The organism is Bacillus sp. FJAT-45350 (genome assembly GCF_002335805.1).
Classification (GTDB): domain Bacteria; phylum Bacillota; class Bacilli; order Bacillales; family NISU01; genus FJAT-45350.
Genome location: NZ_NISU01000001.1, coordinates 1,860,389 through 1,878,249 on the forward strand (window position 1 = coordinate 1,860,389; position 17,861 = coordinate 1,878,249).

Consider the following 17,861-nt stretch of genomic DNA (forward strand, 5'->3'; position numbering starts at 1 on the left):
TCTATAGTCTCAATAAAAGAGACACCTTAATAGTAAAACAACAATTCATCAATCATAATCCCACTCGCTATCCATAATATATATAAAAGGATAAGTACGTTATGGGGGTGAGTTGTCGATGCCTTTGACCGTCAAAGACATTCTCAACCTTTCTGTTATGAAAGAAGCGGTTGTTCGAAGTGGAAATGAAATAATAGATAAACAAAGTGTTGATTGGGTATCAGTAATTGAAACCCCTGTTGAGAATTTTGTGCGAAGAAATGAATTTGTTTTAAGTACTGGAATTGGATGTGGTCAAGACAGTAAATCGATGGTTAACTTCTTAGAGGAAATCATGGAAGCAAACGCTGCTGGGCTTGTCCTTTCACTTGGAAGATTTATCAAATCAATTCCTTCTGAAGTAATAAAATATGCAGAGGACCATCAGTTTCCGATTATTGAAATACCATGGGAAGTAAGATTTTCTGATATCATTCATTCTTCTCTACAAAAGATTCATGAGCATGAAAATAATACAGTTAAATATTCAGAAGAAATTCGTAATCGACTGTTAAGTCTTATACTTCAAGGGGCTAGGTTGAATCAAATCGCTAACTATGTTCATGACACTCTTTCCCTACCAATAATTATTGCAGATAAACGCGGGGTCATTAAAGGGCAAAGCAAAGGAACAAAAAATTTAGCAAAGGAATGGAACACGTATATTGAATCGACCATAGACCCCGAAGCGTCCGGAAGCTATGAGCTTTCACCAATCAATACAACACCATTGATCCAACACTTACAATTAGGTGACCATGATGTTTTACAAATGAGTATCTATTCTGCTAGTGAATTGCAAGGTTATATGATTGTATCCAGCCAAAAAGATGCTTCAAATGCGTGGGAACGAACGAATATCATCTATTTATTAGAACATGCAGCAACAGCCGTTGCTCTTTGCTTTTTACATGAAAATGCTGTCAAAGATACGGAATCTAGATTACGAGATGACTTTGTTTGGAGTTTGGCAAAAGGGCGCTTCTCTTCATGGGATACCGCTCTCTCAAGAGCAAAATCATTAGGGTACCAAATTCAACTTCCCTATCTTTGTATCATTGGAAATCCTGAAAATCTGTCTCAGCTCTATCAAAAAGAAAAAAAACAATTTACTTCCTACGACCATTGGCTCCAAGGTCTCATTCGAACATTAGAAGAAGAGGTCCATGACTCAGCATGTAAAATGAATCAAAAAGTGATGACCACGTTTCAACGGGATGAACTCGTTATTTTCTTAGAAGTATTAGATGATAAAAGTAATGACAGTGCCTTTAAGTTTTTATTTACATTTGAGAAAAGAATCTCTGCATTAGCACCGTCGATTATTTTATCATGGGGAATTAGTAAACAATACGGTTATCAATTATTCCATGAGAGCTTTCAAGAGGCACAAAGAGCTCTATCTATCGGTAGACGGCAAAAAGGACCGGGACACCAAAGTACGTATGCCGATACAAGAATTGACCGGGCACTTTATGGATTAGTTGAAAGTGAAGAACTGAAACAAATTACCTTTTCAACTATTGGTTCCCTTATCGATTATTCAAATGAGCGTGGAATTGATTTAATTCACACATTCATTACCTACAATAAAAATAGAGGCAATGTGAGCCAAACAGCAAGGCAACTAAATTTACACCGTCAGTCTCTCCTTTATCGACTAAGAAAAATAGAAACTTTAACTGGCTGCACACTAGATGACCCCGATGACATTTTTCTAATTGATTTAAGTATCCGGTTGTGGACATACGGAATACAAGATTAATTCGCAATAGCTATGATTGTTTTTGGTCGTATTTGGCAACACTGGTAATGTACCAAATATGAATGGAGGTTTTATATGGAAATCAATATGAGTCGTGAGGATGTACTAACTGAAATTGAAAAATTAACAACTAGTGGTTCAAACTTAAAAAAGAAAATTATAAAAAAGGAAAACCCACAACTAATGAGAAGTGCCCTACATTATTTTCCCGACTGGGAAAGTGCAATAACATATAGCACAGGTCGACTATATAAATTTTGAAGAAGAGGGTGGCCCAACGTTGGGTCACCCTCAAAGTAATTTACTAAGTGAAGAGCGCTACTTAGTCAGTTTTCTACGAGTGTCAGCCGATATTCATTGTATCTCATCAAAATGGGACCTTAACCAATTTCCACCCGCTTGTTATAGAATCTCTTACTAATTCAAATGAAAATTGTTCTACTGACTCACCCTTCCCTTCTTCTTTCACTTTATATTTGACTACCTCTTTATAAACTAGTGGTTCTTTTAAAGAAATTTTGTCTCTTTTAAGTATTCTAATGGACTCAGTTCTATTGATTATTTCGTTGTGACTTTCTACGGTTCCACTGTGTATTAAGTTAAGTAAATCATAATCCCTTTGATTTATAGCTACAAAAAATAACTCCACTATATCTTCAGCTTGTAGTTGTTTCACATATGAGTTCAGTATGCCTGCTGCTTTGTGAACCATAACTTGATGTGAAAGGTCCTCGCTCCTAGACGTATGAGTCGTACTACCTTTCAAATGTATACAGAAGTGGCCTGGAAATCCGTTAGCTAGAGCTCCTCCTCCATGTGGCATCCCATGCATGGAAGCTGCTATTATTTGATTGTTGCAATGAATAAGAACAGCTCTTCTCTTCCAGCTCCACTTTCCATTATAAATCTCTTTCATTATCTTTGTGTCTTTCTTCGTCAAAGGTTGTACATCAGCGTGATTACTCCCTGCCCTTCTTTGGACATGGAAACTTAAACCAGTTTCAAGATCGGTAATCTTAAATTTCGAGTACCTTGGTATGAGTTCTTGTCCTTCTTCCCAGTACATTAACTTTCCAAAATGTTTACTATCCAGAGCCTGAAAATATGTACGCAATTTGCGTTCGAGCTCAGATGGAATTTGGATTTTTTCTTTTCTTTGTATATCATAGAGCTCTCCTCGGTAATCAATCATATAAGTTTTAATCATACCTTTATTTTCAAGCAGTAAGTAATGATTAGACAGAGGAAGTTCCGTTACTTTTCTTCTTGATTTTAAAATTATAATTGATTGAAATAATTCATCAGACTCGATCGTTAATTCAGATTGAAACAAAGATTGACTTGATGACTTTACGATAAAAGTCAATTGAGCTTCTGAATTGTATGCAAATATAGATGCTGTAGGTAATATACTAATGATTAGTAGTAAAATTAATATTCTCTTCATTCTATAATCCCACCTGTTAAGCGAATTGATAATAAAACGATACATAGTTAGATATTTGCAACAACTACGAAATATAAACTGAATATTTTAAGATAAAATAAAAACAGGCACTGAATAGAATTCTTTTCAGTGCCTAACATTAGTATTAATTTTTTACTATCGGTAAAAAAAGTTTAAACTCTGTCCCTTTTTCTATCTCACTATGTACAGTAATATGTCCATTATGTAGCTCAATGATTTTGTAAACAGCCATCATACCAAGCCCTGTACCTTCTCTACCCTTTGTAGTAAAGTAAGGCTCACCAATTCTTTGGAGTTGTTCTTTAGACATACCTACCCCATTATCAGAAATGACAACAGCAAATTTATTTTCATGATGCTCCGTTATAATCGTAAGAGTACCACCATCATGCATTGCCTCAATACAGTTCTTCATAATATTCAAGAAACACTGCTGAAGAAGTTGCTTGTTTCCTTTTACTAAATGAGAATCGATTTTAATTCTCAATTCGATTGAGTTTAATATCGCAAGTGAAAAAACAATGTCCTGGACTCCATCAAGTACATCTCTAATGTTCAGTATCATCATATCTTCGGGATAAGGTTTGGCAAAAGTAAGGTAATTAGTGATAATTTCCGTCGCTCTATCAATTTCTTTCAACGATAAATCAACATACATATCTTTCTTTTCTTCTGCTAAATCTGATTGCCTCAGCATTTGTAAAAATCCTTTAACAACTGTGAGTGGATTTCTTACTTCATGAGATACACTTGACGCTAGCTGACTTACTATTTCTAACTTTTCCGCTTTAATTATCTGTTGATTAATTGAATTACTTTCACTTATATACTCAAAGAAGTAAATAAACAAAAAGATACTGACTAGATGTAAAACAACGAAAGCTATTCCAAAGTACAAACTAATCGAATAATCAAATACAAGGTTAAGTAGCAATAAAACCGTAATTGCAATACACAATAGAATGCTGGCTCCTATTGAAATTTTAGTTTTCAGCGATTTATTGGTAAATTGTTTATGTAGAGCAAATACGAATAGTAATGTTAGAACTCCAATTATGATTGCAGTATAAAAGCCTGGACCTACTCCACCTAAAATATACCGGTATAATATTGATACAAGCACTAGCGTGACAGTCGCTGTTCTTCCTAGATACAGACCAGCTCCAACGATAGCAACTGCACGTAAGTCCAAAATTAGCCCCTCGCCAATATGAAATGGGAATGTCATACAGCCTATTGTCGCGACGATCGCAGAAAGTAATAACAGTATCTTTCCAGCTTTTGCTGTTTTATTATTTATTTTAGTACGAACCAGTTGAGGAACAAATAACAAAAATACAATTAAGATAAGCATATTTAATAATAATTCTGACATGTAAGTATTCATAATTTTATCCTCTACTTCTTCTGATTTGAATTAAATTAAATTAAAGTAAATATTATTTTCAGATAAAAGTTTTATTTCCAATAATTATATATTAAACCATTAATCATAACTAGATAATAACATAAAATAAAGTAGCGAATTATAATAATTATGTATTTTTACAAAAGTAAAAAAAATAACCCTTCTAAAATTTAGAAGAGTTGATGTTTATAATCCAGTTAAATGTAAGTAAGCAAACAAACCAATAATGTAAGTAGCTATACATGAAAATCCGATACTGAACAATATAAATGCCTTTTGTTTCTTATTTTTTAAGACATTATAAATTCCAAACGCCGCAAAAGTCCCAGCTGTAAAAAACAGAGCAACAGCTGTTAATACTATGATCATTTCTCTTTCCATATTGTTGGCTCCAATTCTACTAAAATAATTCCCCTCGAACTCTAATCAAGACCTAATTTTGCAAGAATTGCGTCTATAGGTATCCCGTCCTCAGTACTCACTTCACTAAAATCAAGTTCTCTTAAATCTCGAATCGGTACTTCTACTTCTGAATTCTCTATATTTACAGGACGTTCATTACTTATAATATTTTCAGAGTTCCAGTTCACTATTAGCCCGTCATGGGCTTTTTCCATATCAATTCGTTCAACTGTCGAAAGGTATGACGCTGGTTTAGGTGGGGGTTTTGATGCAACTAATTGAAAGATAACGACTCCCCATACGAGCAGGAAAGTCAATGCAGCAAGAGAAACAGTAACCCACTGTTTAATCATCAAGAGGTTCCTCCATCTAGGTATCATTTCTATAACGCTACTATTATACCATTAGCTACGAGTTTGTTCTAATCTATTTCAAAATCGACTATAAACCTCCATATTTAGTAAGAAAGAGTAAGCGCCTTATCTTAAATAAAACTCACCCGGAAATGTAACCTTCCAAGTGAGGTTTCAATCAATTTTAATAAATTCTCTTATAAGTTATTTAAATGTTTTCCAGTCTAAATTACTTTCTTCAAATAACTGTTCGAATGTTTTGTTTTTCTCTTGTTCTTTTCTTTCTGCTATCTTTCTTTGCCTTTCAACTTCTTTCTCTTGCTTCTCTTGCTGCTCTACCATTTTACTTGCATGTTTTAATTTTTCAATACTTTTTTTATCTAATCTATCCTTTAACTCCAATTGTCCTGTGTCTTGGCGTTGTGATTGTTTAGCTGTGTTTTTTCGTTTCTTCAATTGAATCTCTCCTATCTCTTATGATTATATAGTAAACTGAAATTTATTTTCCTTATAGGAATTATTATCATTTTTAAAAGTTCGTTCAATATAGGTTACGTTTCCATCCTTCCCTAATAAGTAAACCGTTGATGAACGAGTACCGTAACCATCACTCTTAATCATTATCGACGACAGCATTCTTTCAAGCTCTAATGTAATACCTGTATTTGGTAGGTATTCATCTGGTGCTCTTCGGTCATCAGCTAATACTGTAAAAAGTGAATTTATTAACGATTCCTTATTCCTGATTTTCATCGACTTTTCTAAACCCTTTTTCCCTTCCTCAACCTTAGGCCAAGGAGTATTAAGAGCTGCATTACTTAAACTATGAATTCCAGGTGTAACTTCCGTAATTCTTCCTTGTCTATTTGAAAAATAATATAATGAGTTAGGTAAGCCTACTAATAAATTAAAGCCATTATACGCATGCCCATTATCTTCCACTTGTTTTAAGTAAGATAAAGGTGAGATGTCTTCTTTTAAATAAGTTGAAACGAGTTCCCCACGAGAACGAGCCTGGTCTATTTCACGTAAATCACGGACGTTTGTTACTGCCGCAAACCTTCCTTCTTTAGTAACTCCCATCCACGTACCTGACTTCTCTATATCTCTTCCTGCTAAAAGATTGGGTGCTTCTTCCCAAAAAGTAGCTGATAAAGTAGGACGAGCGAAAAATTCATCTCGATTTGCTGCTATAATTAATGAATAGTCCTGATGAGTATCGTAAGCAAAAAGTACCAAACACATGTCTAACACTCCTACACACTTTTAATATTATTATAAACGTAAAATTAAATATTGAAAAACAATTCATTTACTTATGTAGGCTCTAAAAGTTTCTCAGAGATAATGAAGAACAAGCTTTTTGACTAAACTCTTGAAGTAGCTACTAAATCAGGATATAATTCAGACAAATTATGACAGTGTTGATTTTAATCGAAATGGGGCGACTAGTATGACAGAACCTAAAAAAATAACAGCAGAAGAACGTGCACAAAATTATATGAACCAATTTAAGCAAGAAAATAAAATGGACGACTTTCTAGAATCAGTTAGTGGACTTGGTGAAGATGTCCAAAAGGATGCTGGAGAATCTCTAGAAGCTTTAAAAAAGCCTGTTCAAGAAATGATGTCGAACAAAAACAGCTCACTTCCAACACAATTACATCAATTAAAAGAAGTAGTAGCTGATTTAGAGCCTAACTATCTGAAAGATGGTAACGTGAAAAAGTTTATCAACCGTTTATTCAGAAGAAACCCAATTCAACAATACGCCCAAAAATACAAGACAGTTGAATCACAAGTTGACCAAATTGTAGAAGGCTTGTTAAGTGGTAAAGATAGATTACAAGAAGACTCGCTCATGCTTAAAGAATTAAAGGTAGTAGCTAGACAACGAATAACTGCTCTTGAGGAGCAAATGGAAATAGGACATGCATTAAATGACATGCTAGAAAAGGAAATGACGGAGGAACAGTGGCGGGATAACCCAGCCCAAATTCAAAAGGGACAACAAAAGGTCATATCAAGAATTAAAAACATGTCCCAAGCAGTTATGGTCTTACAGCAGTCCATTGCTTCAGTTGATTTAATCATCGAAAACAATGAAAAGCTAGAAGAAGCCATTTTTAACGCAATAACTATGACTAAGAACATCATCACCGTGACTGCTTCGATTCAGTTAGCTTTAGGAAACCAGCAAAAGGTCATTCGTGCCGTGAAGAATGTCAATGAAGCAACAGAGTCGATGCTACTTTCAAATGCACAAATGCTAAAGCAAAATTCAGAAGATACGCTGAAAACTTTGGAAGAACCTGCAATTGCTGTTGATGCATTTAAAAAAGCTTATGAAGATGTTTTTTCTGCTATCCAACTCACTGAACAGTCAAACGAACGTATTATTACAAGTGGCAAGAAATTCATAGAAGAAATGGACACTTTGAATAAGGAAATGAAAACTAAACTATTGAGTTAAGGGTACTCTTTAAATGTTTATTCTACAGTGAAACTGCTATCCTTTTTCCCTACTCTACATTCAATCCAAATAAGGAGAGAACTACAAATGTTTAGGCAATTTATTGAACTACCATGGGTTGAAAAGTTTTTACCTGATAAACACAAACCTGTAGATGAACGCCTTCTCTCAGATGAAATAAGTTCAGAACTTATTTTCTCAGGAGAACAATTAATAGATTCGGTTATTAATAAATCTGATGGTCAAAACAAAAATCGTACAATTACAAAGAAGAATGACAAGCGTTTCAAAATCACTTTAAAAATTTCTAAGAAACGGATTAAAATTATTTTAATGGATACTGGCGCTTCCACCGCACCTATAAAAAAGCGTATACAAATTGAGTGCTTCCGTAAATACTTTAAATCAACAAATGGTATCGGAAAATGTAAAGAAGCATCAATTAATTATATTGATTCAAAAAAAACATTTGTGCGCAGCGTTAGAAAGTCATCTCACTTGCAGTCAATTTTCTATAAAATTGATATGCTAGACGACGCATTAATGGGACAATTGATTAACGATACATCATCGACTCAGGTGAAAACACTTAAAACCGGAAGTGAAGAAGGACAATTAATTTTAGAATTAAAACGAATAACGAATCATAAATCTACATTAGGTCTTGATCCATTACTCGAAAACAAAGTAAGCCGAATTTTAAAAGAATCAGAAAAGCTATTCCCGGACTTTTCACTACTTGATATTGAAGAACGGCATATTGTTAGGAGAATGCTTCGTGAGGATATACCAAATCTTATACACACGTACCTATCTCTATCACCGAAGAATCAACTATTACAAAAGGAACAAATTTTTATTACATTATCAAAAATGGAATTAACGATTATCTCCTATGTCGAACGAATGGAAAAAGCACAAATCCAACACCTAGAACATCTGGTCAAATTAAACAACTTGCGCTATCCAACAGAGAAATAACTGCTAATTGTAGATTGTTAGTTGCGCGGCTTTAAACATAAAGTCGCGTAATATCACTAATTGACATTAACCATTAACAATTATCCATTTTTATTTATCCCCATTCATAATTCATAACTCATAATCAATCATAATTGCATTTTGCAATCGTTTTCTCTACACTTTCTATAAAGGGGGAATACATATGAATTCTAGAAAACCAATTAAGATTGATGACCGTATTCATTTAATTGATGGGTTTGACTTAGATATGCCGTCAAGAACAGGTTCTTACGTGATTCAGGAGGACAAATTAACATTAGTAGAAACAGGTCCTAGTAACTCAATTCCTTATATTTTAAAGGGATTAAATGAATTACAACTTGACCCAAAAGATATCGAATACATTATCGTTACACATATTCACCTTGACCATTCTGGTGGCGCAGGCTTACTCTTAAAGGATTGTCCTAATGCGAAAATCGTTGTACATCCTAGAGGGGCTCGTCACCTTGTAGATCCAAGTCGTTTAGTACAAGGAGCAAGAGCTGTATATGGTGAGGATTTCGATCGTCTATTTAGCCCAGTTCTTCCAATTGCTGAAGAGAAATTACTAGTAATGGAAGATGGAGATACATTACAAATTGGTGAAAACTGTACGTTAACATTCTATGATACACCAGGTCATGCTGACCACCATTTCAGCATCCACGATCCTATAAGTAACGGTATCTTTACTGGTGATACACTCGGTGTACGCTATGAAGAACATCGAGATTTAGGAGAGAAGTTATTCCTCCCTTCTACTTCACCTAGTCAATTTAAACCTGATGCCGTTCTTTCATCACTAGAGCGTATTAAAGAGTTAAACGTTTCTAAAATTTATTTCGGTCACTTCGGTGCAGAATCTGATGTGGAAGAAGTATATAGACAAATTGAGCATTGGCTTCCAATTTTTATGGAAGTTGGTCAAAAAGCAGTAGATACTGGGCAAGATTATAAATGGACAGCTAAAGAATTAGTCACTCTTGTCCAAAAAAGTTTACATGAAAAAGGTGTCCCAGATGACCATCCTATATATGGAATTTTAAGCTTAGACATGGAAGTTTGTACAATGGGAATACATCTTTACATCGAGAAGCTAGCTAAACGAGCAGATAAGTAAGCAAAGGAGCTTGTAATAAGGACTAATCCTTATCACAAGCTCCTTCTTTTATTATTTCTTTGCAGTTAAGTGGCTTTCAATAGCATTTGTTACTTCAAACACAGTATGAGAAAGCTCATAGTTCTCAAATGCATGTTCACATTTTTCTTTGTAATTTAACTCTTCATCATAGTGACTCATATGCTCTTCAATTACTTCAGGAGTATCTCCACGTTCTTCTTGTCGTTTAATAACAGTATCTCTATCAGCATATAAGAAAATACGAATGACTTTATCTCCATATAGTTCTTTAAGTATGTCAGCACCATGATTATTTAAAACAATATAAATACAACCATGTTTTGAGAAGCTTTCTTTTACATCAGCTTCTTTGATTCCATAAAGTTGGCCATTAATTTCAACCTTCTCAATAAACTCATTATTATCGTATGCTTGTTTGAAATCTTCTCTAGAAAGATAATGATAATCTACATCTTCAGTTTCATAAGGACGTTTTTTTCGAGTTGTTGATGATACAACACCTTCCATATTAAGTGTGCTACCAACAAGCTTCGCAATCGTTTTTCTTCCGGAACCGTCTGGACCTGTAAAAACAAAAATCATTTCCTTTTCATTTAGATTATACATATACATTCCTCCCAATCATATCTATTACATCAGAATATACTGAAAATTCAACTGCGATATAACCACTGCTATTACACAGTGGTTATATTATATTATTTCTCTAAAATTTTTACAATTCCTTCTTTATTTATAACTTTTATTAATGTATTTTATAGGACAGTTACAAATTGGTCAATTTTACAAATTTTTAATATGTTTTTAATTGGCTCTGATGCATTAGAAATGATTATTTCAGATTCCTTAGAAAGGGGATGTAGCCACTTGATTAATAAGCTCACTCCAGTTGAATCGATAAATCTCACATCGGATAAATCAATTTCAATCTCCTTCGCTTTCACTTCAAAATCTTGTTCCATTATCGTAATCTCCAATTCACGAGCAGTTTCAAAATTAATATCCCCCTGTACAATTACAGCAAGCTTCGAATCCTCTTTATTTATAAATTCAATCATTCTAGTATGACTCCTCTCAAATTTAATCCCGTAAAAAAACAACTGTAGCAATTCTACCGGTACTATCATAAAAAAACTCATGGCAAATTTGGTCGATGAACAACAAGCCTCTTCCACCGATTTGATTCGCGGATGGTGCTTCACTTGGAACGTTTTCCTCCCATTTAAAGCCCTCTCCATAGTCCTCAATTACTAAAAAAATCTTGTTATTATCCCAGTTCACTTCTACATCAACTTTTTTATTCTCATTTGTACTAGAATGTACAATTACATTACAGAAGATTTCCCACATAGCTAATTTAAAATTGTAATAAAGTAAGCTAGTGTCATCTAACTTTATCTGTTCATTTACTTTTTCTAATATATTTTCAACATGACTAGAAATATTGGAGTTAGTTAATACATTACATTTATATTTAATCATTGCTTTCATCTTTCATGAATAATTTTATCAAATCATCTAAGTACGGGTGTCTATATTCGCCTTGGTGTTCTAGACGATATAATTGACTCCATAATGAGTTGTAGGTTGAACGATATTTATGTGATAATGTACGATCTTGATGACTTCTTTGTATGTGCATTAACCTCCATTTAGCGTAATTTCGTTCGACATTAAGATTTTCTATTTGTCCGATGTCTATTCGAATTAATTGCTCATTTGATTCATGAAGTAATACTTCTGTCATTTCCTCTAATGAATTAAATGTACGTTCTTCATATTTAAGACGAATAATATTCTCCACAATTACACCTACTTCCTTTCAGTGATTCAGCAAAATTAACGGAATTTACTACTTAGCTCACTATTTAAGTAACTTAATTCCTCTGCCATATTGGCAATGTTTTGAGATGCTTCTGAAATTTCTTGGAATGTTTCTTTAAATTCCTTAACAAAGCCACTAAATTTTTGAATTCTCTCATCACTTTCCTGTACACCATTTACAGAACGATCTAATACATCAATGATTCGTTGGTTCATATCACGGAATGTACTCGTTTGGTCAACAATTTTAATAAAGGCGTTCTCAAAATTTGCAGTTTTATCCTGAACCATTGTTATTTGTTCCTGGATATGATCTAGCGCCTCTTGTGTTTGATTTGCTAATTTACGTACTTCTTTAGCAACTACAGAGAATCCTCGACCTTGTTCTCCTGCTCTTGCCGCTTCAATTGTCGCATTCAAAGAAAGAACATTTGTTTGATTCGAAATATCACGTATAACTTTAACAACCTGACCAATTTTCGTTGAGCTCTCTGTCAATTCAGTTGTTAAATTTTTCGTCTCTTCAATAGTCTTCACAATTCTGTCAACTTCTGTTAGAGCAGAAGATACATCGTTTTTACCTGCCTGAACTTGTTCTATCATTACTTGCGATGTTTCCTGAATTTCATTAATTCCTGTTAGCATCGTTTGTACGTGTTTCTCTTTATCCTCTATAGAAGAAGTTGTTTGTTCAGCATTAGCCGCTAACGTCACAGAAGAATCATTTAGTCGGTGTTGTAATTCCTCAACTTCATTTAGTTTCATCATTGACGAAGTGTAGGATTCTATATATGTGTGTATCGCAATTTGCATATCGAAAGAACATAGCTTTAGAAATGAATGATAAAGCTCTTCAATTTCTTTTGTATTTGACATCTCTCGGTTTAATACGGAAAGAACACTATTTTGAATAACTGTATATGCTCCAATGTACCACTCCGGGAACAAGTTGATTCTATTATGTACATTACCAATTACCTTACGTCTGACTACATAATCAGAGCCTACTTCACCAGATACCATGTCCAAAATATATTTTTGTAACGTTAACTTCAATTTATCAATAGAAGAATTAGTATCAATGATTTGTAATAAATGTGGCATCGTACTTAAACGTCCATAAAATTCGTCTACTATTATTTCAGCATTTTTTTCAAAAACAGGACGAGCATTCGCTAATCGTTGAATATCTTCCGCTTGTAAATTCACGAATTGTAATTGAGTACGTTCATTACTATCTAATAATTCTTGAAAATGTTTTTTTACAGTGTCAGATAACGAGATTGATGAATTAAACTCTACGCTAGATGATGGTGTAGCTTTTCCTTCCTTTTCAAAAAAATTTACTGATCCTTTTTCATTTCCAAACAACGAACTGAATGGGCATTTAGTCATAGTCATTTCCCCCTATTACTTAATTAACCGATATACACAATTTTATGTCATTCTATATGTAAATCTCATATTTTTTCTGTTTTTCTAGAATATAAACTTTTCAAAGGATAGTTACATTTTCCCTTTTTACACTACTAAAAGCCTATGTATAATGATATTATATGATACATCGTAAACAATGAAAATAGATTTTATAAAAAAATACCTTAATACGTATATTGGCTAATGAAACGACCAAAGATAAACGATTGAAAAACATTAAGATATTTTAGTACTATCTGTGTAAACAATGGAAAGCATTTGAAAGGACGTACTGAAATGAAAATTATGATAGTGGACGATTCTCGTGATGACCAAATCCTAATTGAACATTACCTAAAACAAGCTGGTATTGACCAATTAGTATTCTATAGTTCTAGTTTAAAGGCATTTGAAGCATTAGAGTTATGGGATAGACAAAACAGTGAAAGTAAATTTCCTGATTTACTTTTAGTAGATATTATGATGCCGACAATGAACGGTTTAGAGTTTTGTCAAATTATTAAGCAAAAGCCTAGGCTTGCAGAGATCCCTGTCATTGTTATGACTGCTAGTGATAAAATCTCTTATTTAGAACAAGCATTTGAAGTTGGTGCAAGAGACTTTATCAAAAAGCCTCTTAAAAGAATCGAATTACTATCAAGAGTAAAACAAGCCTTTAACCTTTATAAGGAACGTATAAATCGCGAAAATGCGGAACAAAAATTATGTGATGTATTAAATGATTTACAACAAGATATCTCAATAGCTAAGCAAATCCAGAAAAACATGCTTGGCCGAGCGTTTTCAAATCAGTCTTTATCTATTGATGCTCGTTTTATTCCTTCAACAGAATTATCAGGTGATTTGTATTATTGGGTACCCATTGATAAACATAAATACGGATTAATTATTTGCGATGTTCGAGGTCACGGTATCCCTGGTGCTCTTATCAGCATGTCGATTCGCTCTCTTCTTTATGGATTATTCACAAGAGTAACCGAGCCTGTTCAAGTTATATCAGAATTAAATCGACACATGTACCGTCTCTATATTGCAGACGACCCTGATAGGTTAATATCTTATTATTTCACAGCTATTTACCTATTAATTGATACAAAAGAAAAGAAAATAGAGTATAGTAATGCAGGTCATCCACCTGGTTTACTATTCAAACCAGATTCTACTCATGAAGTACTAAATATTGGTTCACCTCCTATTGGACTTCTTTCAGATATCATCATTAATAAGGGAGAAATTCAGTATGAAGTAGGGTCTACAATCTTTTTATATAGTGATGGATTAACCGAACTGCCAGACAATCGAGAAATTGATGGCGTACAATTTTTGTGTAATATCGTCAACAAAGAAAACCTTGATGATCCGCAATTATTAGACTTAATGATCGAACATCGATTACAGGCTTCGAGTACAGAGGATGACATTTGTCTCATTTCCATTAAACTACAGTAACATAGACTTGCAGAATCACGCTATTTTTGACTATAATAATACTATCGTATAATGTCGAACAAAGTCCAAAAGTGAGGGTTTTCATGAATCGTAAACAAGCACACACACTAATTGGAAGTTACGTTCTAATTGATGAACAAACAGAAGGTCAATATATTGGTACATTACTCCAAGTTATTGCAGAGCCAAGAAAGCCTTGGAAGGGAATTGTAAAGGTCGCTTCTATTCACACATTACCTTTACAAGAGTTAAGTCCAGATGGGGAGTTCACTCTACAAGAGCCTTTATACAAAGAAAACGAAGAAATAGAAGTAACAGGATCTAAAGTAATGTTTTTCGAAGATGAAGTAGAGACTTATCAAGAATCTCTTATCACTTCACTTACAAAAGAAATTGATATTCAAAAAGACCAATTGAAAATTCTTTCATCTCTACTAACGTATTTACAAATGTTAGACCCAGAGAAAGCAGAAGAATACCAAAGGTTCTTTACTTCAGATGACGACCCAGAAATCAAGGATACTAACTATGTTTACTACTTATTAAATGAAGTAAAAAACCAGGTAATGTTATATGACGAAGACCAAGAACAATACTTGGCTCTAGAAGGCTGTCCTTTTGAGTTTGAATTATATTATGAAAAACAATGGAGAAAGTGTCATTATATATCTGGTATGGAATTTCAGCTAGAGAATGATGAAGTAATTGAGTTATCTCCTGATGTAATGCTACGTCTAGAGAAACAACAATTTGAACCATATCATCTACTAATTAATGAACTTGAAAAGCCAGCTTTAGAATCATTAGAAAAAAGCTTACAATCTTTCAAAGTATCACATGATGATGTTGTACATTGTCAGAACTCATTATTACTTCAGTTGCTTCACTCTACAGAGAGTAAGCAATTTAAGGGTGTAAACTTCATTACATTCCAAACAAAGCAGCAAACTGTTGTTGTTCAACACCACTATGAACGTACTCTTTCGGAAAATGACAATGATGATGTATATGACCGTTTTGAATTCACTACAGACAAAGGACAACGATCCATTGTCACATATACAAATGAATTTTCAACGAGAGATAAAAATTAATCAAATCAAAGTCCGAGTAGCGATAATTATTGATACTAAGCATTTAAAAAAGCAGTAACCATTGAGTTGGTTACTGCTTTTTTTCATCGTAAGAATACCATTGTAGTAATTTTTCACTATCAATACTATCAATATCCTGAACTTCAAAGGTTTTTCCAGAGATTGAGGCTAATACGGAAACTCTAAACGTAGCTAGCCTTTTCATGCGCTGAATAGGTGATTGGTCTGAATCCACCGCTTGAATCTTCTTTCTTGATACAATGACAACCGTTTGATTGAGCTTTCGACTTCGTAACCAGACAAATTGGTCAGACTTGCTGAACCCAGCATCTTTATACTGCCAATAACCTAATAAACTAAAAAGAGGTACAAGGGCAAATAAATATACACCAAATGGCAGTAACCAATAGACAACCGCCAAAACTATTACAGGAAGAAGAAGGTTTCGAGTCTGATAACGTAACCAAGCACGTTTAGGTACCTTTGTTATTTCTGTTTCAACTGGGTATTCAGGAATAATCTCTCGAAATGCCTCCTCTATCTCCTCTGCTTTCAACATAGGAAACAAAACAGTAGACATTTGTTCCTCATTCCTTCCTCCACCACCACTCTCAACATAAACAGAAACATAACCAAATGGCTGACGGAAAATACTCCTCACAATTCTGATTGCGGTAATTCTATTTGTATGTAACGTCAATTGTCTCTTCTCAAGAAATCCTCTAGATATGACAAGCTCATTGTCCTTTTTAGTGATATTAAAATCACTATATTTAAGGACAGTCGCAATAATTGAGATAATCCATGCTATGACAAAGATGATAAAGAGCAATATAAAAACAAGAAAATAGCCTCCTCCGTCAAAAACAACAAAGGTACGTTCGTAAAAGCGCTCTGAAACAAATTGCTCTACTTGTGTAAATATTGCAATGAGTGCTGATAATACAATGCCAACACCACCTGATGTAAGTGCCATATAAATCAATTTCTTTGTCGATAGTTTCCAGAATGCATCCGTTTCCTTCTCTATCGGAAGAACTGCATCGTCAAGTAATTCCTCATTCTCTTCTTGAGTCTCCGGCCTCTTTAATAACTGTTCTCTGAGCTCCTCGGCTTCTAGCCTCGTTATTGCAATTAATTGAACTTCCGGCTCTCCACCGCCACCAGCTGTCTCAATTCGTACCTTTACTAATCCAAACATTCTTTGAAGTACACCTGCTACGATATCATAGCTTTGAATCCGTTCTTTCTGTATCGAACGTTCCCTTTTAATGAAAACCCCTTTACGTATATAGAGCTTCCCGTCACTGAATTGATACCGAAACGTTATCCAATAGAAAATTCCGTAAATAAAGGCACCTACCAAGAAGATAACCATAAAAATTAATGGCTGAAAAAAACGATTTGGACTCGTACCACCAATGAATAAAGTAATGAGGATAGGAAAAATAAGTTCTTTTAACAACGATAAAAATGATACAAAAATAGCAAGTGGGTGTAACCTCTTTGAATTAATCATCCGTATCAGCTTCCGTCGCTAGTTTTGAAATTTGGTCTCTTAGATTCTCAGCAACTTCTACAGTTAATGCTGGAATTTGATGAACAGTTGCTGCTGTAGAAATCGTTACTGCGGCTAGTTTGTATTTTCTCATGAGTGGACCATGTTCAGTGTCAACATGTTGTACTCGATTCATCGGTATAAGTGTTCGTCTAACAATTAACACACCATATTGGATGTCTACTTCCTCATCAAGTACTTCATACCTCCATCTCTTCCACCTTATATGTGGTAGGACAAATACATAAAAGATAAAGAACGTAATATAAAATAGTATAATCGCCCACAGTCCCCAATTGGGAAGTGGTAAATACCGCGTTAAAAAATAATAACCGACAGGGAGAACAGCTACAAAAAGTGCTTCTATACTCGCTCTAATTTTCCAAAGTGGTAATGCCTTTCTAGAAATGACTTGACTTGGTACAGGACGCAAACATATTCACAC

At 34.1% G+C, this 17,861-nt stretch carries 20 protein-coding genes and 1 pseudogene; 7 read left to right on the plus strand and 14 right to left on the minus strand.

The features are described 5' to 3' along the window. Nucleotides 1-118 precede the first annotated feature (118 nt). On the plus strand, nucleotides 119-1,804 hold the full coding sequence (locus CD003_RS09335; protein WP_096200855.1) for a PucR family transcriptional regulator: 1,686 nt from the start codon (nucleotides 119-121) through the stop codon (nucleotides 1,802-1,804). Nucleotides 1,805-1,879: 75 nt separating this feature from the next. Beyond that, nucleotides 1,880-2,065 carry a hypothetical protein gene (locus CD003_RS09340; RefSeq protein WP_096200856.1) on the plus strand — a complete coding sequence of 62 codons (186 nt, stop codon included), beginning with the start codon at nucleotides 1,880-1,882 and terminating at the stop codon, nucleotides 2,063-2,065. 106 nt (nucleotides 2,066-2,171) lie between these two features. On the opposite strand, the gene CD003_RS09345 is transcribed toward CD003_RS09340, so the two are convergent. From CD003_RS09345 to CD003_RS09370, 6 genes are all read right to left on the minus strand, one after another. Then, entirely contained in the window at nucleotides 2,172-3,251 is a 1,080-nt protein-coding gene (locus tag CD003_RS09345) for a hypothetical protein (RefSeq protein WP_096200857.1), read from the minus strand. Nucleotides 3,252-3,396: 145 nt separating this feature from the next. Further along, nucleotides 3,397-4,659, minus strand: coding sequence for an ATP-binding protein (locus CD003_RS09350; protein ID WP_096200858.1), 1,263 nt, complete (start codon nucleotides 4,657-4,659; stop codon nucleotides 3,397-3,399). A gap of 207 nt (nucleotides 4,660-4,866) precedes the next feature. Next, nucleotides 4,867-5,061, minus strand: coding sequence for a hypothetical protein (locus tag CD003_RS09355; protein ID WP_096200859.1), 195 nt, complete (start codon nucleotides 5,059-5,061; stop codon nucleotides 4,867-4,869). 41 nt (nucleotides 5,062-5,102) lie between these two features. Then, on the minus strand, nucleotides 5,103-5,435 hold the full coding sequence (locus CD003_RS09360) for a hypothetical protein (protein ID WP_096200860.1): 333 nt from the start codon (nucleotides 5,433-5,435) through the stop codon (nucleotides 5,103-5,105). A gap of 204 nt (nucleotides 5,436-5,639) precedes the next feature. Beyond that, nucleotides 5,640-5,891: a YqkE family protein gene (locus CD003_RS09365; protein ID WP_096200861.1), complete on the minus strand. Its 252-nt coding sequence runs from the start codon at nucleotides 5,889-5,891 to the stop codon at nucleotides 5,640-5,642. A gap of 24 nt (nucleotides 5,892-5,915) precedes the next feature. Next, nucleotides 5,916-6,680: an NRDE family protein gene (locus CD003_RS09370; RefSeq protein ID WP_096200862.1), complete on the minus strand. Its 765-nt coding sequence runs from the start codon at nucleotides 6,678-6,680 to the stop codon at nucleotides 5,916-5,918. A 256-nt stretch (nucleotides 6,681-6,936) separates the two neighbouring features. Here CD003_RS09370 and CD003_RS09375 point away from each other — a divergent pair, with 256 nt between their 5' ends. From CD003_RS09375 to CD003_RS09385, 3 genes are all read left to right on the plus strand, one after another. Continuing rightward, the gene (locus tag CD003_RS09375; protein ID WP_096202311.1) at nucleotides 6,937-7,908 is read left to right on the plus strand and encodes a toxic anion resistance protein; all 972 of its coding nucleotides are present in this window, start codon (nucleotides 6,937-6,939) and stop codon (nucleotides 7,906-7,908) included. An 87-nt stretch (nucleotides 7,909-7,995) separates the two neighbouring features. Further along, nucleotides 7,996-8,889, plus strand: a complete 894-nt coding sequence (locus CD003_RS09380; protein WP_096200863.1) for a hypothetical protein — start codon at nucleotides 7,996-7,998, stop codon at nucleotides 8,887-8,889. A gap of 184 nt (nucleotides 8,890-9,073) precedes the next feature. Beyond that, entirely contained in the window at nucleotides 9,074-10,033 is a 960-nt protein-coding gene (locus CD003_RS09385) for an MBL fold metallo-hydrolase (RefSeq protein ID WP_096200864.1), read from the plus strand. 51 nt (nucleotides 10,034-10,084) lie between these two features. Here the strand turns inward: CD003_RS09385 and CD003_RS09390 are convergent, their stop codons facing one another. From CD003_RS09390 to CD003_RS22645, 6 genes and pseudogenes are all read right to left on the minus strand, one after another. Next, complete coding sequence (locus CD003_RS09390; RefSeq protein ID WP_096200865.1) at nucleotides 10,085-10,660, minus strand: guanylate kinase; 576 nt, start codon at nucleotides 10,658-10,660, stop codon at nucleotides 10,085-10,087. Nucleotides 10,661-10,809: 149 nt separating this feature from the next. Next, on the minus strand, nucleotides 10,810-11,112 hold the full coding sequence (locus tag CD003_RS09395; protein WP_096200866.1) for an STAS domain-containing protein: 303 nt from the start codon (nucleotides 11,110-11,112) through the stop codon (nucleotides 10,810-10,812). Between the two features lie 22 nt (nucleotides 11,113-11,134). Further along, a complete protein-coding gene (locus tag CD003_RS09400; protein ID WP_179295502.1) occupies nucleotides 11,135-11,536 on the minus strand; it encodes an ATP-binding protein in 402 nt (133 codons plus the stop codon). Further along, the gene (locus CD003_RS09405; protein WP_257008288.1) at nucleotides 11,529-11,858 is read right to left on the minus strand and encodes a hypothetical protein; all 330 of its coding nucleotides are present in this window, start codon (nucleotides 11,856-11,858) and stop codon (nucleotides 11,529-11,531) included. Before CD003_RS09405 ends, CD003_RS09400 begins: the two co-directional genes overlap by 8 nt. Nucleotides 11,859-11,893: 35 nt before the next feature. Then, a complete protein-coding gene (locus CD003_RS22640) occupies nucleotides 11,894-12,691 on the minus strand; it encodes a methyl-accepting chemotaxis protein (RefSeq protein WP_373558565.1) in 798 nt (265 codons plus the stop codon). Beyond that, nucleotides 12,668-13,279 (minus strand): annotated as a pseudogene (locus CD003_RS22645) (protoglobin domain-containing protein); the annotation flags it as partial. The gene CD003_RS22640 and the pseudogene CD003_RS22645, both read right to left, overlap by 24 nt. Before the next feature lie 312 nt (nucleotides 13,280-13,591). On the opposite strand from CD003_RS22645, the gene CD003_RS09415 reads away from it, so the two are divergent. Continuing rightward, nucleotides 13,592-14,764, plus strand: coding sequence for a PP2C family protein-serine/threonine phosphatase (locus CD003_RS09415; RefSeq protein ID WP_096200869.1), 1,173 nt, complete (start codon nucleotides 13,592-13,594; stop codon nucleotides 14,762-14,764). Nucleotides 14,765-14,847: 83 nt separating this feature from the next. Continuing rightward, on the plus strand, nucleotides 14,848-15,858 hold the full coding sequence (locus CD003_RS09420) for a DUF2777 family protein (RefSeq protein ID WP_096200870.1): 1,011 nt from the start codon (nucleotides 14,848-14,850) through the stop codon (nucleotides 15,856-15,858). A gap of 70 nt (nucleotides 15,859-15,928) precedes the next feature. Here CD003_RS09420 and CD003_RS09425 read toward each other — a convergent pair whose 3' ends face one another. Further along, a complete protein-coding gene (locus CD003_RS09425) occupies nucleotides 15,929-17,377 on the minus strand; it encodes a PH domain-containing protein (RefSeq protein WP_096200871.1) in 1,449 nt (482 codons plus the stop codon). Then, nucleotides 17,370-17,849, minus strand: coding sequence for a PH domain-containing protein (locus CD003_RS09430; RefSeq protein ID WP_096200872.1), 480 nt, complete (start codon nucleotides 17,847-17,849; stop codon nucleotides 17,370-17,372). Before CD003_RS09430 ends, CD003_RS09425 begins: the two co-directional genes overlap by 8 nt. Nucleotides 17,850-17,861: the final 12 nt, after the last annotated feature.

Bases quoted from the DNA above. Each gene is read 5' to 3' on its own strand.
- CD003_RS09385 (WP_096200864.1), top strand. From the start codon at position 9,074: ATGAATTCTAGAAAACCAATTAAGATTGATGACCGTATTCATTTAATT.
- CD003_RS09360 (WP_096200860.1), bottom strand. From the start codon at position 5,435: ATGATTAAACAGTGGGTTACTGTTTCTCTTGCTGCATTGACTTTCCTG.
- CD003_RS09375 (WP_096202311.1), top strand. From the start codon at position 6,937: ATGAACCAATTTAAGCAAGAAAATAAAATGGACGACTTTCTAGAATCA.
- CD003_RS09345 (WP_096200857.1), bottom strand. From the start codon at position 3,251: ATGAAGAGAATATTAATTTTACTACTAATCATTAGTATATTACCTACA.
- CD003_RS09425 (WP_096200871.1), bottom strand. From the start codon at position 17,377: ATGATTAATTCAAAGAGGTTACACCCACTTGCTATTTTTGTATCATTT.
- CD003_RS09335 (WP_096200855.1), top strand. From the start codon at position 119: ATGCCTTTGACCGTCAAAGACATTCTCAACCTTTCTGTTATGAAAGAA.
- CD003_RS09350 (WP_096200858.1), bottom strand. From the start codon at position 4,659: ATGAATACTTACATGTCAGAATTATTATTAAATATGCTTATCTTAATT.
- CD003_RS22640 (WP_373558565.1), bottom strand. From the start codon at position 12,691: ATGCAAATTGCGATACACACATATATAGAATCCTACACTTCGTCAATG.
- CD003_RS09400 (WP_179295502.1), bottom strand. From the start codon at position 11,536: ATGATTAAATATAAATGTAATGTATTAACTAACTCCAATATTTCTAGT.
- CD003_RS09340 (WP_096200856.1), top strand. From the start codon at position 1,880: ATGGAAATCAATATGAGTCGTGAGGATGTACTAACTGAAATTGAAAAA.
- CD003_RS09370 (WP_096200862.1), bottom strand. From the start codon at position 6,680: ATGTGTTTGGTACTTTTTGCTTACGATACTCATCAGGACTATTCATTA.
- CD003_RS09390 (WP_096200865.1), bottom strand. From the start codon at position 10,660: ATGTATAATCTAAATGAAAAGGAAATGATTTTTGTTTTTACAGGTCCA.
- CD003_RS09395 (WP_096200866.1), bottom strand. From the start codon at position 11,112: ATGATTGAATTTATAAATAAAGAGGATTCGAAGCTTGCTGTAATTGTA.
- CD003_RS09420 (WP_096200870.1), top strand. From the start codon at position 14,848: ATGAATCGTAAACAAGCACACACACTAATTGGAAGTTACGTTCTAATT.
- CD003_RS09355 (WP_096200859.1), bottom strand. From the start codon at position 5,061: ATGGAAAGAGAAATGATCATAGTATTAACAGCTGTTGCTCTGTTTTTT.
- CD003_RS09415 (WP_096200869.1), top strand. From the start codon at position 13,592: ATGAAAATTATGATAGTGGACGATTCTCGTGATGACCAAATCCTAATT.
- CD003_RS09380 (WP_096200863.1), top strand. From the start codon at position 7,996: ATGTTTAGGCAATTTATTGAACTACCATGGGTTGAAAAGTTTTTACCT.